General features: G+C 55.0%; 15 protein-coding genes. 9 read left to right on the plus strand and 6 right to left on the minus strand.

Annotated features, from left to right (window positions below; all coding sequences use genetic code 11):
* The first annotated feature begins 3 nt into the window (after nucleotides 1-3).
* Together BT142_RS00090 and BT142_RS00095 are read left to right on the plus strand one after the other, a co-directional pair.
* Nucleotides 4-690: a class II aldolase/adducin family protein gene (locus BT142_RS00090; RefSeq protein WP_072416169.1), complete on the plus strand. Its 687-nt coding sequence runs from the start codon at nucleotides 4-6 to the stop codon at nucleotides 688-690.
* Nucleotides 691-714: 24 nt separating this feature from the next.
* Nucleotides 715-1,518 carry an NAD-dependent protein deacylase gene (locus BT142_RS00095; RefSeq protein ID WP_084659243.1) on the plus strand — a complete coding sequence of 268 codons (804 nt, stop codon included), beginning with the start codon at nucleotides 715-717 and terminating at the stop codon, nucleotides 1,516-1,518.
* Nucleotides 1,519-1,945: 427 nt separating this feature from the next.
* Here BT142_RS00095 and BT142_RS00100 read toward each other — a convergent pair whose 3' ends face one another.
* Genes BT142_RS00100 through BT142_RS00110 form a run of 3 tightly spaced genes read right to left on the minus strand, consistent with a single transcriptional unit; the run spans nucleotide 1,946 to nucleotide 6,579 of the window.
* Nucleotides 1,946-2,761: an EcsC family protein gene (locus tag BT142_RS00100; protein WP_084659244.1), complete on the minus strand. Its 816-nt coding sequence runs from the start codon at nucleotides 2,759-2,761 to the stop codon at nucleotides 1,946-1,948.
* A 48-nt stretch (nucleotides 2,762-2,809) separates the two neighbouring features.
* A complete protein-coding gene (locus tag BT142_RS00105; RefSeq protein ID WP_072416171.1) occupies nucleotides 2,810-3,982 on the minus strand; it encodes a toxic anion resistance protein in 1,173 nt (390 codons plus the stop codon).
* Between the two features lie 2 nt (nucleotides 3,983-3,984).
* The gene (locus BT142_RS00110) at nucleotides 3,985-6,579 is read right to left on the minus strand and encodes a YceG family protein (RefSeq protein WP_084659245.1); all 2,595 of its coding nucleotides are present in this window, start codon (nucleotides 6,577-6,579) and stop codon (nucleotides 3,985-3,987) included.
* Nucleotides 6,580-6,853: 274 nt separating this feature from the next.
* Here BT142_RS00110 and BT142_RS00115 point away from each other — a divergent pair, with 274 nt between their 5' ends.
* From BT142_RS00115 to BT142_RS00130, 4 genes are all read left to right on the plus strand, one after another.
* The gene (locus tag BT142_RS00115; protein ID WP_072416172.1) at nucleotides 6,854-7,528 is read left to right on the plus strand and encodes a response regulator transcription factor; all 675 of its coding nucleotides are present in this window, start codon (nucleotides 6,854-6,856) and stop codon (nucleotides 7,526-7,528) included.
* A 4-nt stretch (nucleotides 7,529-7,532) separates the two neighbouring features.
* Complete coding sequence (locus BT142_RS00120) at nucleotides 7,533-9,038, plus strand: sensor histidine kinase (RefSeq protein WP_072416173.1); 1,506 nt, start codon at nucleotides 7,533-7,535, stop codon at nucleotides 9,036-9,038.
* A gap of 415 nt (nucleotides 9,039-9,453) precedes the next feature.
* A complete protein-coding gene (locus tag BT142_RS00125; RefSeq protein ID WP_072416174.1) occupies nucleotides 9,454-11,217 on the plus strand; it encodes an ABC transporter ATP-binding protein in 1,764 nt (587 codons plus the stop codon).
* A complete protein-coding gene (locus BT142_RS00130; protein ID WP_072416175.1) occupies nucleotides 11,218-12,987 on the plus strand; it encodes an ABC transporter ATP-binding protein in 1,770 nt (589 codons plus the stop codon).
* Between the two features lie 361 nt (nucleotides 12,988-13,348).
* On the opposite strand, the gene BT142_RS00135 is transcribed toward BT142_RS00130, so the two are convergent.
* From BT142_RS00135 to rimM, 3 genes are all read right to left on the minus strand, one after another.
* Nucleotides 13,349-13,621, minus strand: coding sequence for an HPr family phosphocarrier protein (locus BT142_RS00135; RefSeq protein ID WP_072416176.1), 273 nt, complete (start codon nucleotides 13,619-13,621; stop codon nucleotides 13,349-13,351).
* Nucleotides 13,622-13,911: 290 nt separating this feature from the next.
* Complete coding sequence (trmD, locus tag BT142_RS00140; RefSeq protein ID WP_072416177.1) at nucleotides 13,912-14,655, minus strand: tRNA (guanosine(37)-N1)-methyltransferase TrmD; 744 nt, start codon at nucleotides 14,653-14,655, stop codon at nucleotides 13,912-13,914.
* Between the two features lie 9 nt (nucleotides 14,656-14,664).
* Nucleotides 14,665-15,177, minus strand: coding sequence for a ribosome maturation factor RimM (rimM, locus tag BT142_RS00145; protein WP_072416178.1), 513 nt, complete (start codon nucleotides 15,175-15,177; stop codon nucleotides 14,665-14,667).
* Nucleotides 15,178-15,630: 453 nt separating this feature from the next.
* Between rimM and BT142_RS00150 the strand changes: the two genes are divergently transcribed.
* From BT142_RS00150 to BT142_RS00160, 3 genes are all read left to right on the plus strand, one after another.
* Nucleotides 15,631-17,823, plus strand: a complete 2,193-nt coding sequence (locus tag BT142_RS00150) for an alpha-galactosidase (protein WP_072416179.1) — start codon at nucleotides 15,631-15,633, stop codon at nucleotides 17,821-17,823.
* A 1-nt stretch (nucleotide 17,824) separates the two neighbouring features.
* Nucleotides 17,825-18,190, plus strand: coding sequence for a hypothetical protein (locus tag BT142_RS00155; protein ID WP_072416180.1), 366 nt, complete (start codon nucleotides 17,825-17,827; stop codon nucleotides 18,188-18,190).
* 67 nt (nucleotides 18,191-18,257) lie between these two features.
* Entirely contained in the window at nucleotides 18,258-20,552 is a 2,295-nt protein-coding gene (locus BT142_RS00160) for a cellulose-binding protein (protein WP_072416181.1), read from the plus strand.
* Nucleotides 20,553-20,592: the final 40 nt, after the last annotated feature.

Here is a 20,592-nt window from a genome sequence, read left to right on the forward strand (position 1 = left end):
TATATGTACGAAGATATTAAAGAACAGATAGCCGATGTCTGTCACAGGATGTGGGACAAAGGCTGGGTTGCCGCAAATGACGGCAACGTGACCGTGAAGGTCGGCGAGGGTCTTTTCCTCGCGACACGCACGGGCATCTCAAAGCACGACATCACGCCCGCTCACATCGGGCTCATCGACGGGGAGTTCAACATCATCGAAGCGCCCGCCGACGACTGGAAGCCCTCCTCGGAAGCGAAGCTCCACATGAGATGCTACGCCGACCGCCCCGACGTGAACGCCGTCATCCACGCCCATCCGCCTTTCGCGACGGGCTTCGCCTGCGCACACATGAGCCTTGACGACTACTGCATGATAGAGTCGGTGCTGACCATCGGCGCAGTCCCGCTGACGCCCTACGGCACCCCCTCCACCTATGAGGTCTGCGACGCGGTCGCGCCCTACTTGCAGGAGCATGACGTTTTCCTGCTGGAGAACCACGGTGCGCTGTCGGTGGGATGCGACCTTATGACCGCCTACTTCCGCATGGAGACCCTCGAACAGCAGGCGCACATCAGCCTTATCGCAAGACTGCTGGGCGGCGCGGTGGACATCCGTCGCGAGGACATCGACAAGCTCATAAGCCTGCGCCCGAATTACGGCATCACGGGCAGACATCCTGGATACAAGAAATTTCCTAAGAAGGGCTGATACTTTTTGACGAGGTGATATTTTATGTCAGTTTTTCCGAAGCCGGGCAAATCGGAGCTTGATAACTACAACAAGAATAATCCGCCCGAAAAACAGCTGGAAGAAATGCTGAGAGAGAGCAGCAAGGTCGTGTTTTTCGGCGGCGCTGGCGTTTCGACCGAGAGCGGCATCCCCGATTTCCGCTCGGCTAACGGCATCTACTCGGAGAAGTACGGCAATCTTTCGCCCGAAATGATAATCAGCCGCAGTTTCTTCGACAGAGATCCCGAAATGTTCTACGATTTCTACTGCCGAAAACTCATCTACAAGGATGCGGAGCCGAATGCCGCCCACAAAAAGCTCGCCGAGCTTGAAGCGGCGTTTGAGGGCGTCGGCAAGAAGCTGACGGTCATCACCCAGAACATCGACGGTCTGCATCAGAGCGCAGGCAGCAAGAACGTCATCGAGCTGCACGGCTCGGTGCTGCGCAACTTCTGCATGAAGTGCCATAAGGCATACGGCCTCGAAGCTGTCCTCGACGGCGGCAAGAGCGTGCCGAGGTGCGAGTGCGGCGGCATCATCAAGCCCGATGTGGTGCTCTACGAGGAGTCCCTCAACGACTCTGATATAAACAACGCCGTGAAAGCCATCAGCGAGGCGGATATGCTCATCATCGCAGGCACTTCGCTCATCGTTTACCCCGCGGCAGGCTTCGTCAGGTACTTCCACGGAAAACACAGCGTCATCGTGAACCTGTCGCCCGGCGACCGCGATATGCTGACCGAACTCGTCGTCCGCGAAAAAGTCGGCGAACTCTTCTCCAAAATAGACGTAAACAACTGCATATGAAAAAACCGTCAGACAGCAATCGCCGTCTGACGGTTTCCTTTTTACGGGGGTGAGTGCGGTTTTTCTTGGGGGAGACCCTTTTGAAAAAGGGTCTTCCCCCAAACCCCCTCACTAAAACTTTTAATACTTTTTGGCTTGTGGTGCTTCTTCCTTAGTTTGTACAGGTCGGGAAGTTTGGCGCTCTTTTCCAAAATAGCTTGCCCCTTGCCAAAAAGACGTTCGATAGAGCGTTACGCGCCATTTGAGCGTATTCATCAGATGTCATCTCTTGAAATGTCAAGGGACTACCTTCCCGACCACAACAATCGAACAACATATTAAATGTCTTTGGAATGGGGGCCGCCTTAGCTACGCACGGCAAGGTGAGAACCTTTCTTCAAGCCGTGCGAAGCTAAGGCGGGTTTCCCCCAGTAAAACCCGCAGTCTATTATTGTTCAGGCTGTTTCTCTTCCTCGTGAACAACGGGGAGTTCGCGCAGGATGAACAGGTCGTAGGCATTGTCGCCGATGGTCTTGGTGGAAGCCACGTCCATCGCTCCGCCGAACACGCCGCCTGCTATCGGGACGGCGTTGATGGACTTCACCATATTTTTCAGTATGAACTTTGCGATGAAGCGGAAATCCATCTTGTGCCCCATCGAGCCCAGCACCTTGTTTGGGATGACGTCCGCCGCCTGTGCCGTGAACTTCTGTGCGGTCTCGGTGTGTATCTTCGCGAGTATCTTCGGCGCGTCCTTACCCGTCAGGCAGACGTAGACCAGCGCCTTCGTCTCCTCGGTGGAGATATCGAAGCCGCCTATCTTCGCGACCGCCGCCGCCATGCGTATCTGCATATACATCAGGCTCGAAATATTCGCAGGCATCGTCACGGGCATGGTGATGAAGCCGCCCAGTCCCGTCAGGAAGCCCGACGCGCCGCACTTTGCTATCTGCGCGGTGATGAGCGACCTCGCCGCCTTCGAGTCGGTGGGATAGCGCCGCATATACACCGACGCGAGCTCGTCCACGCTGCCGCTGTGCGCCTTCGGGATGCCCGTCAGCGCCTTTCTGTACAGGTCGTCCAGCATCATCAGAAGTATCCGCTCGTCGATTATCTCACTGGTGCGGAACTTCGTCTGCTCGCTTATCTTCTCCCTGACCGACTTTCCTTTTTCAAAGGCGGTCTTTCCTGCCTTCTTAACACCGTCAGCCGCCTTTTCGGCTGTACGCTTTATGTCCATTCTCTGCTCCTTAACCGTTATCATTCGTGTAGGGTGAGAGCCGAGCCCTCACCCTACACCTGAATTATGTTTTTACTGATTCGGCTTGTCTATCGTAGCGTAGCGCTTTCTGAAATCGTCCTTGATAGCTTCGAGGCGCTGCTTGTCCTCGATGCGCTGCTTGCGTGCGTCCTGCTCGATCTGCTTGGTCTCCTCAATGCCGTCCATGATGGTCTTCCAGGTAGTTTCGAGGGTATCCACCGAGATGGAGCTGCCCGAAGCGAGTCTTGCGGTCATCTTCGACTGGTCAACGGTGTTCTGGGCGTTCTTGATGAGCAGCTCGTTGGTCTTGGCGTCGAGTGCCGCCATCGACTCGGCCTGTATCTTCTGACGCTTCAGAAGGATAGCCTGTGCGAGAGCCTGCTTGAACACAGGCAGCGTGATGATGAACGCCGAGCTGATCTTTCTCACGAGGTTGTAGTTCGAGAACTCCATAGTCTTGAGCATCGGCACCGACTGCATAGCGATGCTCTCGGCAGTTCTCAGGTCCTGAGTGCGCTGTTCCATCATCATGAGCGCCTGATTGAGGTTCTGGAGCTCGAAATGAATGGAGTTGTCGCCTGTTGCGGCGAGGTCGGCTTCGCGCTTCTTGATATACTCTTCAAGCTCCTTGCAGGCCTGCTCGCCTGCGAGGATGTACTTCACCAGCTCCTGATAGTAGCCCACGTTCGCGTCGAAGAGCAGAGCGAGCTTTCTGTTGGACTGCTTGATCTCCTCCTCGTACTGTTTGAGCTGAACGTAGATCTCGTCCACAGCGCCGCCCATGGTGTGGTACTTCATCAGCACCTTATCCAGCGGATCCTTCGGCTTGCCGAACAGCTTTCTCAGCTTCGAGGGCTCCTCTCTGATCTCGTCGATGTCGAACTGCTGCATGATGCCTGCCAGTATCTCCATCAGCTTCGCGCTCTCGTCGATCTGCTTCATGTTGGTGCTTTTCAGCACGGTATCCGCCACCTTCGAGATCTCCTCGGCAGCGCCTGCGCCGAATCCCACGATGGTGCTCATATCATTGATGTCCACGGTGCTCACGAGCGCGTCAACTTCGGGCGAGTTCACAAGCTTGGTGTTCATCTCTTCTCTTGCTTCAACTATGTCAAAACTCTGCTGCTCGGGTGCGTCCGCGACTGCCGCGTCTACGACCTTAGCCTCTGCTGCCGCAGCAGCCTCCTGTGCCGCCGCAGCGGACTTTGAAAAATCCAGTCCCATGTTCATTTTCCTTTCTTAAAAAAGCTGAATCGTGATCCCGATCTTTTTGCTGCCTGTTTCCGCAGGTCGGGTACCCTAAGATCGTAAAGGTACGTTCCGATCTGGTGTTCCTCCATTATATCGCCGTTGAAATGCTTTTCCATGCTCTGATATCCTGTCGGAACGAACACAGCCACATCGCAGCCCAGCACGCTGAGGTATGCGGCTATCACCGCGTCCTCGATGGGTATGAACTGCTTGCCCGTGTGTATATATATGAGCTTCGGGTTTGTCTTTGTGAAGTCGAAGCTCTGCAGCTTGCGGATGATATATTCGTCGAGGTTGAGGCAGACGGCAACTATCATCTGCTCCGCCCCCTCCGTGAACGTGCCCCTTATCATGCGGCTGTCGAGAAGCAGCTGGAGCTTATCCAGCATATGCTCAAGCATCTCCTCGCGGATGTAGCCGTACTTGAACTGCGGATGCGACGTGATAAGGTCGCGGCGCAGCCTGCCGTCCCTGATGAAGTCGGGGTCGTTCGCCCACGAACCGCGCAGGTTCGCGGAATTTACCAGCGGCGGCGCGGTGACAAGCATGGTGTCCTCGGTAATGAGTTCCGCGATGCTGTCCCAGTATGCGTCCTCGTCGCCGTTCTTCACGCCCGATATCTTTGCGAAGACGGTAGGTATATTCACCGTATCCCCCACGGTCGAGAAATTCGGGCGGTATTTCAGCTCGTTCCTCCACAGAAGACGTATCTCTTCGTACATGGTCTTGAGAACGAGCGCATTTGCTTTTTCGTACTGTTTATTGCGGTAGAATCCCGTGCCGTCGTAGAGGGTCTTGTCAAGGTCGCGCTCTGCGTAGAACGCAGCCGTGCCGAGGTTCACCTGCGAAGCGTCCTCGGGGTACTTCTCCACGCGGAAGCTCTCGGAATTATTCTGTTCGTAGAGGTTCTTGTCGGTGAGGCAGCAGGTGTCGTGCTCCCTGTCGGGGCAGAGTATCACAACATCTATCGGCAGCCGTGCGATGAACCGCACGAACAGCTCTTCCGCCTTTGTTTTGCATCCGCCCAGCAGCATGAAGCAGCCGCACTCTCCCCAGCTCCAGGGAGCGAGCAGGGTGTCCTGCCATCTGATGAACCAGCAGAGCATATATACCGCCAGATCGGTGAGTTTGTGAAGGTCGCTTACCTCTTCCGAGACCTCATACATCAGCTGCATGAAGCCGGATACCATGAGCTTTTGCAGACCAGGGTCGTCCTTGTACCTGAGCTTTTCGCACATATCCATGTACAGGCTGTTGGGGTCGCTGTAGGACTTTGGTTCAAGCTCGCCTATCTCGCTGTTATCGGGCAGCGGGATGCCGTATTCGCAGATAACGGGCTGTATATCGCGGCTGATGAGGTCGAGCCGTGTAAGGTACAGCTCGTTCATATAGCCTGCCCTGTCCCACACGCCCATGACTCTCATGAAGATGTTGTAGAACAGTCTTTCGTCGCTCCCTCGCTGAGCCGCGGGTTTGAGCATATCGTCAAGCTCGTAGCCGACTATCCATGCGTTGGTGCAGGCGACAGGTTCTTCGTTTATGTCGGGGCGCTGTCTGCGGCTGCGTTTCTTTTCCGCGACGCGGTCTTTTTCGGGCTTGCGGCGCATATCCTCCATGCCGTACCCTCTCGGGAACTTCACCATCCCGGGGACCAGCAGCAGCTCGGAAAATTCCGATTCGGGGTCGGCGTTGAGGTAGATGTCATCGCCGCCGTACTCCACGAGCAGGACATCGCAGCCCGCCTTCGACATGATGTTCAGCAGCATGAGGTCGTGGATGGTGATACTGCCGTCGTAGAGTATCTTCGGCACTTCCACCGCGCCGAGCTTTCCGCAGACGTCCTCAAAGCTCTGCTTTATCATGCACATATAGCGCACGTAGCAGTTCTTCGCGGCGTTGTCGCTCATCCCCTGCGAGATCAGGTAATTCAGCGTATCGAAGATAGCCCCCGACAGCGAACTTCTCTGCCGCACGTCCATGTATGGTATCCATTTCGTGAGCGCCTGCGCTATGAACCGCGCTTCCCTCACGAAACCGTAGCCGAGTTTCAGCTCGAACTCGCGTTTGGTGGCGGCGTCCACGGGGGGCAGTCTGCCCTCGATGACCTTGCCGCACTTCTCGGCTGCCGAGCAGTATCTTCTGAGGAATTCATCCACCTCTTCGCTGTACCCTGCGATACGGCAGAAGTAGACGGTGTCTCTCAGCCGCACGTTCATGGCGCGGAAGTAGTCGTCATACGTGGTGACGTTCCTGCGGAAGTAGGTGTCCGCCGAAAAAGCGTAGCCGTTCCTCTGGGAGGTCTGTGTGGCGCTGCGGCGGTTGTACTGCGAGGAGCCCGAAACGTTCTGCGCACCTGCGCCCGAAGGGCTGCCCTGTCCCGTACCGAATCCGCCCGAGGAGTTGTTAAATCCGTTGTTGTTAGTGCCGAAGCCGTTGTTGTATCCGTTATTATATCCGTTGTTGTAGTTATTTCTGTAATTGTCGTTTGAATCGAGTCTGAGTGAATATCCGTGCCTCATCAGAAAGCTGTTGAGCCTGAAGATAAGTCTCTCGATAAAAGGATTTCTCATCTTTTGTTATTCCCCGCTCTCTTGTTCATTTTCACATTCCTTCTCCGAAATGATTATACCATAAAAACGCCCAAATTTCAATATACACTTTTGATAAATTCGTACAAAAAACTTTGTTTATTTTACAAACGCACCGTCAAAGTGGGGGTCGTATTGTGCAGTTTTGCCTAATTTTTTTATATATTTTCACATAATATACATATTAATATGGTAATATATAGCGGTAAATATCGTCTGAATAAATTTACAGACGCATAAAACGGAGGTATGCTGTATGCCAAAGATATTAGTTGTTGACGACGAAGAGCGCATCCGCGCTATCATACGCGAATACGCCGAATTCTCAGAGTTTGAGGTGACGGAGGCTGCCGACGGCATGGAGGCGGTCGAGGCTGTCAGAAAGGATAACTTCGACATCATAGTTATGGACGTCATGATGCCGAGACTCGACGGTTACTCCGCCTGCAAGGAGATAAAGAAGCTCAAGGACATCCCCGTCATCATGCTTTCCGCAAGGGGCGAGGAGTACGACAAGCTGTTCGGCTTCGAGATAGGCGTTGACGATTACGTTACCAAGCCCTTCTCACCGAAGGAACTGATGGCACGCATCCGCGCTGTCATGAACCGCGCTTCGGGCACGAAGAAGACCGAGGATGTCATCACCTATCAGGGTCTTGTCATCAACTTCACCGCCCGCGAGGTCACCATCGACGGCAAGAAGGCACAGATGACCCCGAAGGAGTACGACCTGCTCTTCTACCTCGTGCGGAATATGAACATAGCGCTTTCGAGAGAGAAACTGCTCGAAGAAGTATGGGGCTTCGATTTCTACGGCGACGACCGCACCGTGGACACCCACATCAAGATGCTCCGCAACAGCTTAGGTCCGTACCGCAGTCTTATCGTAACGCTCCGCGGAATGGGCTACAAGTTCGAGAAGATCCCTTGATGCGATGAAAACAATACCGCGGAAAGCCCGCAAAAACCGCAGTAAACAGCCGCTCAAACACTACGTGTGGCTGTACTTCATGGTGCTGGTGCTCTGCATCCTCGTGCTGCTGTGGCTGTTTCAGTACTTCTTTCTGCCGAAATACTACAGAGCCGCGAAGATACGCGAAGTTACCGCATCGGCTGAAAGTCTCATCCAGCGTTTCCGCACCGAGAATATCGAGGACTACGCAAGGAAACTGACCTTCAACCAGAATATGTTCATACTCATCACCGACCCGAACGGCGAAGACCTCGTGCTCGAAAACAACATGGGCAACTACTCGTTTTTCAGCAAGGACAAGAGCCAGAACTTCGGCAAGACACTCTACCAGCTCAGACAGCAGGTGGAGGACAGCGAGACGGGCAGTATCACCAAGATAGTCGAGTCGGACGACTTCGGGCTGGATGAGATATTCTACTGCTCGCGCTTCGAGTCGGACGATAACGTGTACTACCTCTATGCGGAAGCCCCCATCGAGCCTATCGACTCGACGGTCAGCATCATCCGCGAACAGCTCATCTACATCTCGGTTATACTTTTCGAGCTGGCGTTCATCATCACCGTGCTCATCTCGCGGCGTATCTCGATGCCTATCGAAGACCTTACCGAGACCGCGAAGAAATTCGGCGGCGGCGACTACGACGTTGAGTTCAAAGCCGAGGGCTACCGCGAGATAGAAGAGCTCTCGGGCGTGCTGGACATGGCGAGGGGCGAGGTCAAGAAGGTCACCGACCTGAAAAAAGAACTAATCGCAAACATCTCCCACGACCTGCGCACACCGCTGACGATGGTCAAGGCATACGCCGAGATGATACGCGACCTGTCGGGCAACAACCCCGAAAAGCGCGAAAAACACTGCCAGATAATCATCGACGAGGCGGACAGGCTCTCGAACCTCGTCAATTCGATACTCGAACTGTCGAAGCTGGAGAGCGGCGCGATGGAACTGACCCTTTCAAACTACTCCGTCCACGAGCAGATGGAAGACGTTCTGAAGCGCTACACCCTCATGATAGAAAAAGACGGCTACGACATCAGCTTCATTCCCGACGACGACCGTTTCATCCGCGCCGACTACGAAAAACTGGGGCAGGTGCTGTACAACTTCATCAACAACGCCATCAACTACAGCGGCGAGGAGAAGCACATCAAAGTTCGGCAGATAAACAAGCCGAACATCGTGCGCATCGAAGTCGAGGACAACGGTCAGGGCATCCCGAAGGACAAGCTGTCGGAAGTTTTCGACCGCTATTACCGCGGCGGAAAGGTGAAGCGTGAGACGGTAGGTACGGGATTGGGACTGTCGATATGTCAGGAGATACTGAAAAAGCACGGATTTGCGTTTGGTGTGCAGAGTGAGGAAGGCAAGGGTTCGACATTCTGGTTTGAAGCGAAAGAAGCGCCTGCGACGCCAAAGAAGTCCGAAGAAAACAAAGAACCGATAGAAGCAAAATTTGAAGAAGAATAAACGCACATTGAAGCGTCCTCGCCAGAGACAAGGCAGCCCCATTCAAATAAGTTTCTGCGGCAAAAAGCAACAAACGGAGATGACCTCTCAAAAGGAGAAGTCATCTCCGTTTTTAATGTCCGCACACACGAAGTGCGCGAGAGCAAGCCCTCGCAAAAAAAAAGCACAAACACCCCTCCCAGAACCTCCCGGAAACGAAATCGTTTAATATTTATTGTGTTGTCAGATTAGTTCAAGTATCTTAATATTTTAGTATAAACGCGCACAACGGCGACAAAAATACGTGAAAAACCGTCGTTTTGACGATAAGAAAAATCTTGTATAACGCTTGACATTTGTTTGCACAGGGACTATAATAACAAAAGTCATCAAAAAACGACAAACATCACAAATGGCAACAAGGGAGGGAATGCAAATGTTCCAGCTTCAATGGCTGTGGCACAACCTTAAAGGCTACAGAGCGGTCTATATCACCGCGCTCGTGCTCTCGCTCGGGTGCAACGCGCTCTATCTCACGACACCTTACTTCGGCTCGAAGATAGTCGATGACTACCTCACGGGCGAACACGCCGCCGAGAATCTCGCAAACGACAGGGACGGTCTCGTGACTATGCTGATACTAATGATAGGCTTCACACTTCTCAGAGTCGTGTTCCAGTACGCCTGCAATATGACCTACGAAGTGTCCTCGCAGGGGATGATATACCGCATGAGGACTCACCTGTTCAGAAAGATCGAGACTCAGGATATGGACTTCTACGACAAGCACCGCACAGGCGACCTCATGACCCGCCTGACGGGCGACCTCGATATGGTCAGACATACCGTGTCATGGGTGTTCAAGGGCATCGTCGAATCGCTGTCACTGTTCACCGCCGCGATGGTCTTCTTCTTCACCATCAGCTGGAAACTGGCACTCATGCTCCTTGCCGTGACCCCCTGCATCTTCATCGTCACCAAACGCTTCCGCAAGGTCGCAAGACCCGTGTTCGTCGAGCTCAGAGAAAAACTCTCGAAGATGAATACCGACGCTCAGGAAAATATCTCGGGCAACCGCGTGGTGAAGGCCTTCGCAAGAGAGGACTTCGAGATCGAAAAGTTCCGTCAGGCAAACAGCGATTTCTCCACCGCCAACAAGAACGGCTCGCTGATATGGCTCCGCTTCTCGCCCCTAATGGAGACCTTCGCGGGGATGCTGACGGTCATAATGCTCCTTGGCGGCGGCGCCTTCATCATCGGCGAACAGATGACCCCCGGTGAATATATCGCTATGTCGGGTCTGATATGGGCGGTATCCAACCCCATGCGCCAGCTCGGTATGTACGTCAACGACCTTCAGCGCTTCATGGCTTCCGCGATGAAGATAATCGAAATATACTACGCTCAGCCCCGCATCCTCGACCGCGCCGACGCCATCGACTGCACCGACAGGCTCAAAGGCAGGGTCGAGTTCAGGAACGTCACCTTCAGGTACGGCAACAAGACCGTCCTCGAAAATATCAGCTTCACCGCCGAACCTGGCGAAACTGTCGCCATCATGGGCGAGACAGGCTCGGGCAAGACCACCCTTGTGAACCTCATCCCCCGTTTCTGCGACGCGGACGAGGGCGAGGTGCTGGTGGACGGCGTGAACGTCCGCTTCCGCAAGCTCAGACAGCTTCGGCATAACATCGGCATGGCTACTCAGGACGTGCTCCTCTACTCGGACACCATCGACGGCAATATCGCCTTCGGCAACTCCTCCATGCCCGAAGAGGACGTGAAGAAGTACGCAAAGCTCGCCGCCGCCGACGGCTTCGTTTCCTCGATGGCTGACGGCTACGAGACCCTCATCGGCGAACGCGGCGTGGGTCTGTCGGGCGGTCAGAAACAGCGTATCTCCCTCGCGAGAGCGCTGGCGATACGCCCCTCCATACTCATCCTCGACGACACCACCTCCGCAGTCGATATGGAGACCGAGGCGCACATCCAGCAGAGCCTCCGCGACCTCGATTTCCCCTGCACAAAGATAATCATCGCACAGCGAATCTCCTCCACAAAGGACGCCGACAAGATAATCATCCTCGGCGGCGGAAAGATAATCGAGTCGGGCACCCACGAGGAGCTCCTCGCGAAAAAAGGCTACTACTACGACGTGTTCACCCTGCAAAACGAGGGCTTCGGAAAGGGGGACGAGTAAATGGCACGCAACCGCTACGACGTTGACGAAATGCTTGAAACTCCCTTCGACTTCCGTCACCTGAAACGCTCCTTCGTCTACATGAAAAAATACCGCGGAAAGATGTTCCTCGCACTGTCGCTGAGCATCCTCGCGGCACTTTCGGGTCTGCTGACCCCCATCATAACCCGATACGCCCTCGACAACACCATCCCCCAGAAGAAAACGGGTGAGCTGTTCCTTCTGGGTCTGCTGGTGATACTCGCTTCGGCAGTCTCCATCGTGCTGTCGAACATCCGCGGACGCATCATGACCGTGGTCGGACAGGACATGATATTCGACATCCGAAGCGACCTGTTCGCACACCTGCAAAAACTCCCCTTCCAGTACTACGACGACCGCCCCGCGGGAAAAATACTCATCCGCGTGGTCAACTACGTCAACTCGGTCTCGGATATGCTGTCAAACGGCATCATAAACGTCATCCTCGAAATGCTGAACCTGCTGTTCATACTGGTGTTCATGCTGATAGTCGATGTGCGCCTGACGCTCGTCGTGCTGAGCGGTTTGCCGCTGTTCGCGCTGGTCATGTTCAGCATCAAGAAATATCAGCGCCGCGCATGGCAGGACGTTTCCAACAAAAGCTCGAACCTCAATGCCTACTTGCAGGAATCCATCGTGGGCGCGAGGATAACGCAGGTGTTCACCCGCGAGGAAGAGAACGAGGGCATCTTCGACAGACTGTCCGACAAGTACCGCAAGAGCTGGATGAGGGCGGTCGCCTTCTCGAACCTTGTGTGGCCTTCCACCGACGTCATCTCGACGCTGGTGCGTGCCGCGATATTCTTCGTGGGACTGCTGGTGCTCTCCCCTGCCACCGTGACCCTCGGCACCATCGCCGCCATGACATCCTACGCATCGCAGTTCTGGCAGCCGATAATGAACCTCTCGAACATCTTCAACAACTTCATCAACAACATCGCCTATCTCGAACGCATCTTCGAGACGCTGGACGAACCCGTGACCATCACCGACAAGCAGAACGCCGCCGTGATGCCCGAGATAAAGGGCAGCGTCAGCTTCCGCGATGTGACCTTCGCCTACGACGAGAGCAAGACCGTCCTCGAAAAGGTCAGCTTCGACGTGAAGGCGGGCGAGAGCGTTGCGCTGGTAGGCCCGACGGGGGCAGGCAAATCCACCATCGTGTCGCTCATCTCTCGCTTCTACGACCTGAACGGCGGCAGGATAACCATTGACGGACAGGACATCAGCGAGGTGACGCTCCATTCGCTGCGCTCGCAGATGGGCATCATGCTGCAGGACAGCTTCATCTTCTCGGGGACTATCGCCGACAACATCCGCTACGGACGTCTGGACGCCACCGACGAGGAGATAATCGCCGCATCAAAGACCGTGTGTGCCGACGAGTTCATCAGCGAGATGGAGAACGGCTACGACACCGAGGTCAACGAGCGCGGTTCAAAGCTGTCGGGCGGACAGAAGCAGCTCATTTCCTTTGCGAGGACGCTGCTCTCCGACCCGAAGATACTGGTACTTGACGAAGCGACATCATCCATCGACGCAAGGACGGAGAGGATGCTGCAAAAGGGACTGAACGAACTGCTGAAAGGCAGAACGTCATTCATCATAGCGCATCGGCTGTCAACGATAAAGAACTGTGACCGCATCATGTACATAGACAACCGCGGCATAACCGAAAGCGGCACCCATGAAGAACTGATGGCAAGAAAGGGCGATTATTACCACCTCTACACCGCCCAGCACCTGTAACGCAAAACGAAGCGGGCACGCCGGAGACTCAGTGGGTCAAGGGGGCTGTACCCTTGCGAGGTTTGGAGCAGAGCTCCAAAATTCGCCGCAGGCGAATAAAAATCGCAAACGAAGAAAGATCACACCCGTTATCCAAGCGCACAAAATAACCCAATAAACATAAAATCGGCAAATCCCGAAATCCCGTTCAAAAACCCGCCCCGACAGCGGCAAAGACAATTGAACGGAAACAGACAGATTTGCCGATTTTATTTTTGGCGCGAGAGCGAAAGCAATCCGCGTCAAACACCCCACAAACGACAAAAAAAGAGCCGTGCAGTAAAGCACAGCTCTTCCGATATATCACGATATTAGGTTCGGCTTATCTTGCTTCCTCAGAGAAACCGCTGTCAACGAGATCAACGAGACCCTCAACAGCTGCCTGCTCATCAGCACCGTCAGCGATGATCCTGATGGTAGTACCGCCTACGATACCGAGCGAGAGAATACCAAGTAAGCTCTTAGCATTGACTCTTCTGTCCTCCTTCTCGATCCAGATGGAAGACTTGAACTCGTTAGCCTTCTGGATGAAGAAAGTTGCGGGACGTGCGTGCAGACCGACCTGATTCTGAACTACTACATCTTTAACGAACATAAATAACCTCTCCATTCATGATTCTTGAATTGACTTCTGCCGCGCTGAGAAAGCGGCGTAAAGCACTGTACATCATTTTGTACCCTTTGCTCTAATAATATTATAGCGCACAGTTTCCGTTTCGTCAACACGAAAATTGACCAAAGCCGTCAATTTGAAAAAAATTCTGTTGTTTTGACAAATTCGATTATTTGAGGGGGGAATCGTATTGTGCAAACTCCATAATATAATTATGATTTTTTGTTAAACCGTCCAATGAAAATTCACAACTCGAATATTTCATTTATTAATCATACATTTTCTTTCAAACTTTTTTCACACTGGTTGTGCAGTATCTCCAAATCCTTCTCCGAAAGTTCGGCATTTTCGAGAAGCTCGGGACGCTTTCGTAAAGTCGTCAGAAGTGCCTGCTCACGGCGCCATTTTGCAATATTCGCATGATGCCCCGAAAGCAGTATCGGCGGAACCGCTTCGCCCTCCCAGACCTCGGGACGGGTGTACTGCGGATACTCCAGCAGACCGTTGAAATGGCTCTCGTCCTCGTAACAGTCGGGACGGTCGAGCACGCCGTCGAGCATCCTCGCCACACAGTCGATGAGCACCAGCGCAGGCAGCTCGCCGCCCGTCAGCACATAGTCGCCGATGGATATCTCCTCGTCCACGATGCGGTCAAGCACCCTCTGGTCAACACCCTCGTAGTGACCGCAGAGGATGAAAATGTCGCTCATCTTTGAAAGCTCTATCGCACGCTTCTGGGTCAGCGTCCTGCCCTGCGGTGACATATAGATGACATGGGGTCTGCGCTCCCCTGCCACCGCCTTGTAACAGTCGTATATCGGCTGCGCCTGCATCAGCATACCCTTGCACTCGCTGTAGGGAGTGTCATCGACGCGGCGGTGCTTGTTGGTGGTGTAGTCGCGGATGTTGTGGCAGTATGCCTCGAAAAGACCGCTCCGCCTCGCACGCCCGATAACGCTTTCGTTCAGTGCGCTCTCGACAAAGTCGGGGAACAGGGTCGCAATATCAAATCTCATACTCCCACCTCAGATATCGAACAGACCGTCGAGAGGTGTGATGAGCATCACGCCGCCGTCAAGGTCGATGCTGTCAACAACGTCGGGGATGGCAGGGGCAAGCAGCGTCCTGCCGTCGGGCGTCTTTATGTGGTAAACATCGTTCGCACCCGTTTCGGTGACGTCGGAAAGCGTGCCGTAGACTTCGCCCGTTTTCGCGTCGCGGACTTCCAGCCCGATAAGGTCGGCGATGAACCAGCTCCCCTCCTCCAGCTCAACATCATCCCTGTCCATGTAAAGGACATGGTTGCGGAGCTTCTGGGCGGCCTCGGGCGTGTCAACACCCTCCAGCTTCAGAACCGCCATGTTCTTCTGAACACGCGCTTTCTCAACGGTGACGGGCGTGCCGCTCTTCCAGTACAACGTCCCGAACTCACAGAGCAGCTCGGGCGAATCACACATCGGATACACCCTGACTTCACCCTTCAAACCAACTATCGAAGTTATCTTGCCTATCTCAAGGTACTTTTTTCTCTCAGCCATACTTATCTCCTTGCCATCTGATATTTTCCCTCTTTGCCTGCTTCTACGGGGTGAGTGCGGGTCGGGGAGGTCGTAATTCTTCTGTTATATAGTTTGCTCCTTGCCAAAATGACGTTCGTCGGTGGGTCACGCCGCATTTGTCAGGTCAGACATAGCGAGCGGCGTGAGCAAGCCACCGCCCTACAGAACACATCCATCTAAGCTAAGGCGGGTTTCCAACGGTTTCATGATATAATTATATCATAAAAAGCGCAGGATTTGGAGACCGGGGGTTGTAGAATTTTCGCATGGGCGGGGTGAAATGTTTGTGCAAATTCACGGCAAAAAAATGCGCCGCGAAAACGGTTTCAAGCGTGTTTTCACCAAAATATCACTTGAAATAAGCACCGTGATATGATATAATTAAAGTGAATATGCGAGCCCTGTTTTCGGCTCACACGGAGGTATAACTTTATGGCGATCTTATTTAACGAAAAGGAAATGAGCTTCAAGCTCACTGCAAACGACAGCTGCTATATGCTTGCTGTGGCACCCGGCGGCTATCTCGCCCACGTTTATTACGGCAAAAACGTCCCCGACGAGAGCCTTAACTATCTGCTCCGTCTCGACGAGAACCCGTTCACACCCGAAACGAACGACCGCGACCGCGCAGTCTACATGGACACGCTCCCCTTCGAGTACCCCTGCTACGGGATCGGCGACTACCGCGAGCACGCGTTCGCCATCCTCGACAAGAACGGCGCTTCCACCTGCGACCTGCGCTACAAGTCCCACCGCATCTACAACGGCAAGCCGAAGCTCGAAGGTCTCCCCGCAACTTTCGCGAACGACACCTCGGACTGTCAGACCCTTGAGATAGTGATGGAGGACAAGCCTGCGGGTCTCGAAGTGACCCTCATCTACACCGCCTTTGAAAAGCTCGACGTCATCACGCGCTCGGCGACGGTGAAGAACGTCGGCTCGGACAGCGTGAAGCTCACACGCGTTTACTCGACAGTAGTAGAGCTCGACGACGAAAAATTCGACATGATGACCCTCAACGGCTCGTGGGCTCGCGAGCGTGCCCCTGAGCGCTGCCGCCTGCACCACGGCAAACAGCTCATCGACTCGATGCGCGGCGAATCCAGCCACCAGAACAACCCGTTCATCGCGCTCTGCCGTCACAATGCCGACGAGGACAGCGGTGAGGTCTACGGCTTCAACTTCGTGTACTCGGGCAATTTCGTTGCCGAAGCCGAGGTCACTCAGCACAAAAAGACCCGCGTCCTCATGGGCATCAACTCCAACGATTTCAGCTGGACGCTCGAACCGAACGACGTGTTCACCGCCCCCGAAGCGGTCATGGTCTACTCGGACGAGGGTCTCGGCAAGATGAGCCGCACCTTCCACGACCTGTACAGACAGCACCTCATCCGCGGCGAGTACCGCGACAAGCGCCGCCCCATCCTCATCAACAACTGGGAGGCGACCTACTTCAACTTCACCGCCGAAAAGCTGGTGCAGATAGCCGAGGAAGCGTCCAAGCTGGGTATCGAGATGCTCGTTATGGACGACGGCTGGTTCGGTCACCGCGACTCGGACAACAGCTCTCTCGGCGACTGGTTCGTGTACGAGAAGAAGCTCGAAGGCGGTCTGAAAGCACTGGTTGACAAGGTGAACGCTCTCGGCATGAAGTTCGGCATCTGGTTCGAGCCCGAGATGGTCTCCCCCGACTCGGAGCTCTACCGCGCTCACCCCGACTGGGCGATACAGGTCAAGGGCAGACCGCTGACCCTCTGCCGCGAGCAGTACGTGCTCGACTATTCGCGCAAGGACGTCCGCGACTACGTCTACGGCATGATGCGAAAGATACTCGACAGCGCGAACATCGAGTACATCAAGTGGGACATGAACCGTCAGCTGACCGAAGTCGCGTCGGGCGCCCTGCCTGCCGACCGTCAGCGCGAGCTGTGGCACAGGTATGTCCTCGGTGTGTATGACCTGATGGACAGGCTGACCACCGACTATCCCCACATCCTGCTGGAGAACTGCTCGGGCGGCGGCGCGAGGTTCGACGCGGGTATGCTCTACTACTCGCCGCAGATCTGGTGCTCGGACGACACCGACGCGATCGAGCGCCTGAAGATACAGTACGGCACGAGTATGTGCTACCCCTGCTCGGCGATGGGTGCGCACGTTTCCGACTGCCCGAACCACACGGTCGGCAGGAGCACCCCCTTCACCACCCGCGGTCATGTGGCGATGGTAGGCACCTTCGGCTACGAGCTCGACGTGACCCGCATCCCGCAGTCTGACCGCGACGCCATCCCCGCACAGATAGCCGAGTTCAACAAGTACAACACCCTTGTCCGCACTGGCGACCACTACCGCATCGGCAATATGTTCGCCGACAATCTCTGGGACGCGTGGATGTTCGTGGCGAAGGACAAGAGTGAGGCGCTGTTCGAGTTCGTGCAGGTGCTTTCCCGTCCGAACGAGAGAAGCCGCCGCATCAAGCTCAAGGGTCTCGACCCCGATGCGTACTACTATGAGGAGAGCACCCCCGACTTGAAGCTGTCGGGCGCGGCTCTGATGCAGTGCGGTGTGAATATCGGCGGTCTGTGGGGAGATTATCAGTCCAAGATACTGCATTTTGTAAGGATTTGAAATGCTGTTTGATCTTCTGACAATACTGGGGCTGGTGATCGTGGCAGTCGTCATGCACCGACGGTCAGTTGAAGCCTGCACCGTCCGTGCAGTCCTGCCGTACAGCGAAAGCACCTGCCGTACAATGCTGAACAACTACTGTGACGAAAAGCGGGATTTTTATATCAGACTCAGAGAGCGCGGCGGCGTGATGTATGCGGTGTGCTCGGCGTCTTTTCGTGATAATGCGACGTTCAGGCTGTCCATGTATCCGACTGCGGCAGGCACGGAGCTTGTTTTTGTTCCGTGTCTTGAACGATGGTCGAAGAACAGCGTCCCTGCATATAAGCTGCGAGCGGCTATGAGGCTATGCGGCGATCTGACGTGAGGGACAGCTCAGAATGCAGATTTGATTTTTTCACAATGGATATTATGTTATTTTTCAGGAGAAATATATGAAATGTAAGAATATCATCGCTATCGGGTGCGCGGCTCTGCTGACCGTTTCGGCTCTCAGCGGCTGCGGCAAGAAGGATAAGGAGGGCGGCAGCGGCGGCTCCGAAAGCTCCGCCGATACCGTAAATACCGCTTACTACAACGCTCAGCCGAAAGACACGGGCTGGGACTGGGGCAACGTCCAGATAGTCGGCGGCGGCTTCATCCCGAATATCATCTATAACCCCACCGAAGAAGGCCTCGCGTACCTGCGTACCGACATAGGCGGCGCTTACCGTCTTGACAAGGAAAAGGGCGAGTGGGTCTGCATCACCGACTTCATCGGCGGCGACGACTGGAACCTCATGGGTATCGAGTCTATCGCCACCGACCCCGTCGAGCCCAACAGAGTCTATCTCGCGGCAGGCACCTACACTTCCGCCGAGGGCGCGATGCTGCTTTCCGAGGACTACGGCAAGAACTGGGTCAAGGTCGATACCGAATTCCGCATGGGTGGCAACGAGGTCGGACGCGGCTGCGGCGAACGCTTGCAGGTAGACCCCTGTGATAACAGCGTCATCTACTACGGTTCCCGCGCGGACGGTCTGTTCCGCTCGGAGGACTACGGCAAGACCTGGAACGAGGTCGGCTCCTTCCCGACCAAGGGCGGTTACACTGAGGAAGGCTACAATATCGGCGTGACATGGATCGCCTTCGACAAGTCCTCGGGCAGCAAGGGCGAACGCTGCAAGACCATCTTCGCAGGCGTGGCAAGGCGCGACGACGGCAACGTCATCATGCGCTCGGACGACGGCGGCGAGAGCTGGACTGAGGTCGAGAACCCCTACTACGAGCGCCTCAAAGCCAACAAGGGTATGAAGCCTATCCAGGGCGAGATAAGCTCGGACGGGTATCTCTACTGCACCTTCGGCGACAAGGCGGGGCCCAATCAGGTGACCCGCGGCTCGGTGCAGAAGTACAGCATCGCCGACGGAACATGGACGGAGATAACCCCCGACTACGGCTACACCTGCGGCTACAGCGGTCTTTCGGTCAACCCCAACGACCCGAACATGATCGTCGTTACCACTCTTGACCTGTGGGCGGTTGTGGACAATGTGTTTACTTCCTTCGACGGCGGCAGCAGCTGGACGGGCATCTGGGATACCGAGTCCACGAAGAAGAACTACACCCTCGACATCAGCGAGAGCGAATGGCTCGACTGGCAGGGTCAGCTCAAACCGGGCTGGTGGATGACGGGCGTCGCGATAAACCCCTTCGACCCCGACGAGATAATGTACGGCACGGGCGCGACCCTCTTCAAGACCGACAACCTCACCAAGTGCAAGGACGAGCCCGTGAACATCTCCGTGGCGGCAAAGGGCGTTGAGGAAACGGCGATCTTCCAGTTCGTTTCGCCGAATCAGAACGATGAGAACGCCCCCGAGCTTTACAGCATCCTCGGCGACCTCTACGGCTTCCGTCACGACGACGTGAACAAGGCCCCGAAGGAGCATTTCGGCGACTTCAAGTCCACCTCGCTCGACTGCGCGGCGCTCGACTACAACTACGTCGTCCGTGCGACCGACGACGACAACGGCACCATCTGGTACTCGACCGACGGCACGGCAAGCTGGCAGGCAGTCGAATCGCTCCCCGACGACAAGAACTACAAGCTGAAAAAGACGGGCGGCACGGTGAAGCTGAGCGCGGACGGCAAGACGATACTGTGGCAGCCGGGCATCTCGGGTTCAAACGTGTGGCTGACCCACGACTTCGGCAAGACATGGGAGAAGCCCGACCTTCCAGGCGGCTGTCAGATAGAGACCGACAAGGTGAATCCCGACCGTTTCTACGCTGTTCACGACGGCAAGTTCTACGTGACCGCGGACAGCGGAAAGACGTGGGAGATAGCCGCGGAGATGCTGGTAGCGAACTTCACCTACATGGCGGCGCCCGACACCGAGGGCGACCTGTGGATAACGGTCGGAACAGGCGGCGTGTACTATCTCGACGCGGATGACGGCGGACAGCTGACGCGTGCTTCGGAGAACATCAACGACTGTCAGGCGCTCGGCATGGGAAAAGCGGCGGACGGTGCGGACTACATGACCTTCTATATGCTGGGCGAAGCCAACGGTGAGGGAAAAGGCGTGTATATGTCCACCGATAAGTGCGTGACATGGACGAGGATAAACGATGACACGCAGAAATGGGGCAACGTAAACAACTTCATCGCAGGCGACCCCAAGACCTTCGGAAGAGTCTATATCTCGACAAACGGCCGCGGCATAATAATGGGAAACAAAAAATAACACAAACATCCCCCACAAAAAACACAATCGCAAAACAAGA

Source organism: Ruminococcus sp. YE71, assembly GCF_900119155.1.
Classification (GTDB): Bacteria; Bacillota; Clostridia; order Oscillospirales; family Ruminococcaceae; genus YE71.

What these genes read in the sequence shown, in the direction of transcription:
- BT142_RS00115 (WP_072416172.1), top strand. Translation starts at nt 6,854, where the DNA reads ATGCCAAAGATATTAGTTGTTGACGACGAAGAGCGCATCCGCGCTATC.
- trmD (WP_072416177.1), bottom strand. Translation starts at nt 14,655, where the DNA reads ATGAGATTTGATATTGCGACCCTGTTCCCCGACTTTGTCGAGAGCGCA.
- BT142_RS00160 (WP_072416181.1), top strand. Translation starts at nt 18,258, where the DNA reads ATGAAATGTAAGAATATCATCGCTATCGGGTGCGCGGCTCTGCTGACC.
- BT142_RS00120 (WP_072416173.1), top strand. Translation starts at nt 7,533, where the DNA reads ATGAAAACAATACCGCGGAAAGCCCGCAAAAACCGCAGTAAACAGCCG.
- BT142_RS00155 (WP_072416180.1), top strand. Translation starts at nt 17,825, where the DNA reads ATGCTGTTTGATCTTCTGACAATACTGGGGCTGGTGATCGTGGCAGTC.
- BT142_RS00105 (WP_072416171.1), bottom strand. Translation starts at nt 3,982, where the DNA reads ATGGGACTGGATTTTTCAAAGTCCGCTGCGGCGGCACAGGAGGCTGCT.
- BT142_RS00090 (WP_072416169.1), top strand. Translation starts at nt 4, where the DNA reads ATGTACGAAGATATTAAAGAACAGATAGCCGATGTCTGTCACAGGATG.
- BT142_RS00125 (WP_072416174.1), top strand. Translation starts at nt 9,454, where the DNA reads ATGTTCCAGCTTCAATGGCTGTGGCACAACCTTAAAGGCTACAGAGCG.
- BT142_RS00095 (WP_084659243.1), top strand. Translation starts at nt 715, where the DNA reads ATGTCAGTTTTTCCGAAGCCGGGCAAATCGGAGCTTGATAACTACAAC.
- BT142_RS00135 (WP_072416176.1), bottom strand. Translation starts at nt 13,621, where the DNA reads ATGTTCGTTAAAGATGTAGTAGTTCAGAATCAGGTCGGTCTGCACGCA.
- BT142_RS00150 (WP_072416179.1), top strand. Translation starts at nt 15,631, where the DNA reads ATGGCGATCTTATTTAACGAAAAGGAAATGAGCTTCAAGCTCACTGCA.
- BT142_RS00100 (WP_084659244.1), bottom strand. Translation starts at nt 2,761, where the DNA reads ATGATAACGGTTAAGGAGCAGAGAATGGACATAAAGCGTACAGCCGAA.
- rimM (WP_072416178.1), bottom strand. Translation starts at nt 15,177, where the DNA reads ATGGCTGAGAGAAAAAAGTACCTTGAGATAGGCAAGATAACTTCGATA.
- BT142_RS00110 (WP_084659245.1), bottom strand. Translation starts at nt 6,579, where the DNA reads ATGAGAAATCCTTTTATCGAGAGACTTATCTTCAGGCTCAACAGCTTT.
- BT142_RS00130 (WP_072416175.1), top strand. Translation starts at nt 11,218, where the DNA reads ATGGCACGCAACCGCTACGACGTTGACGAAATGCTTGAAACTCCCTTC.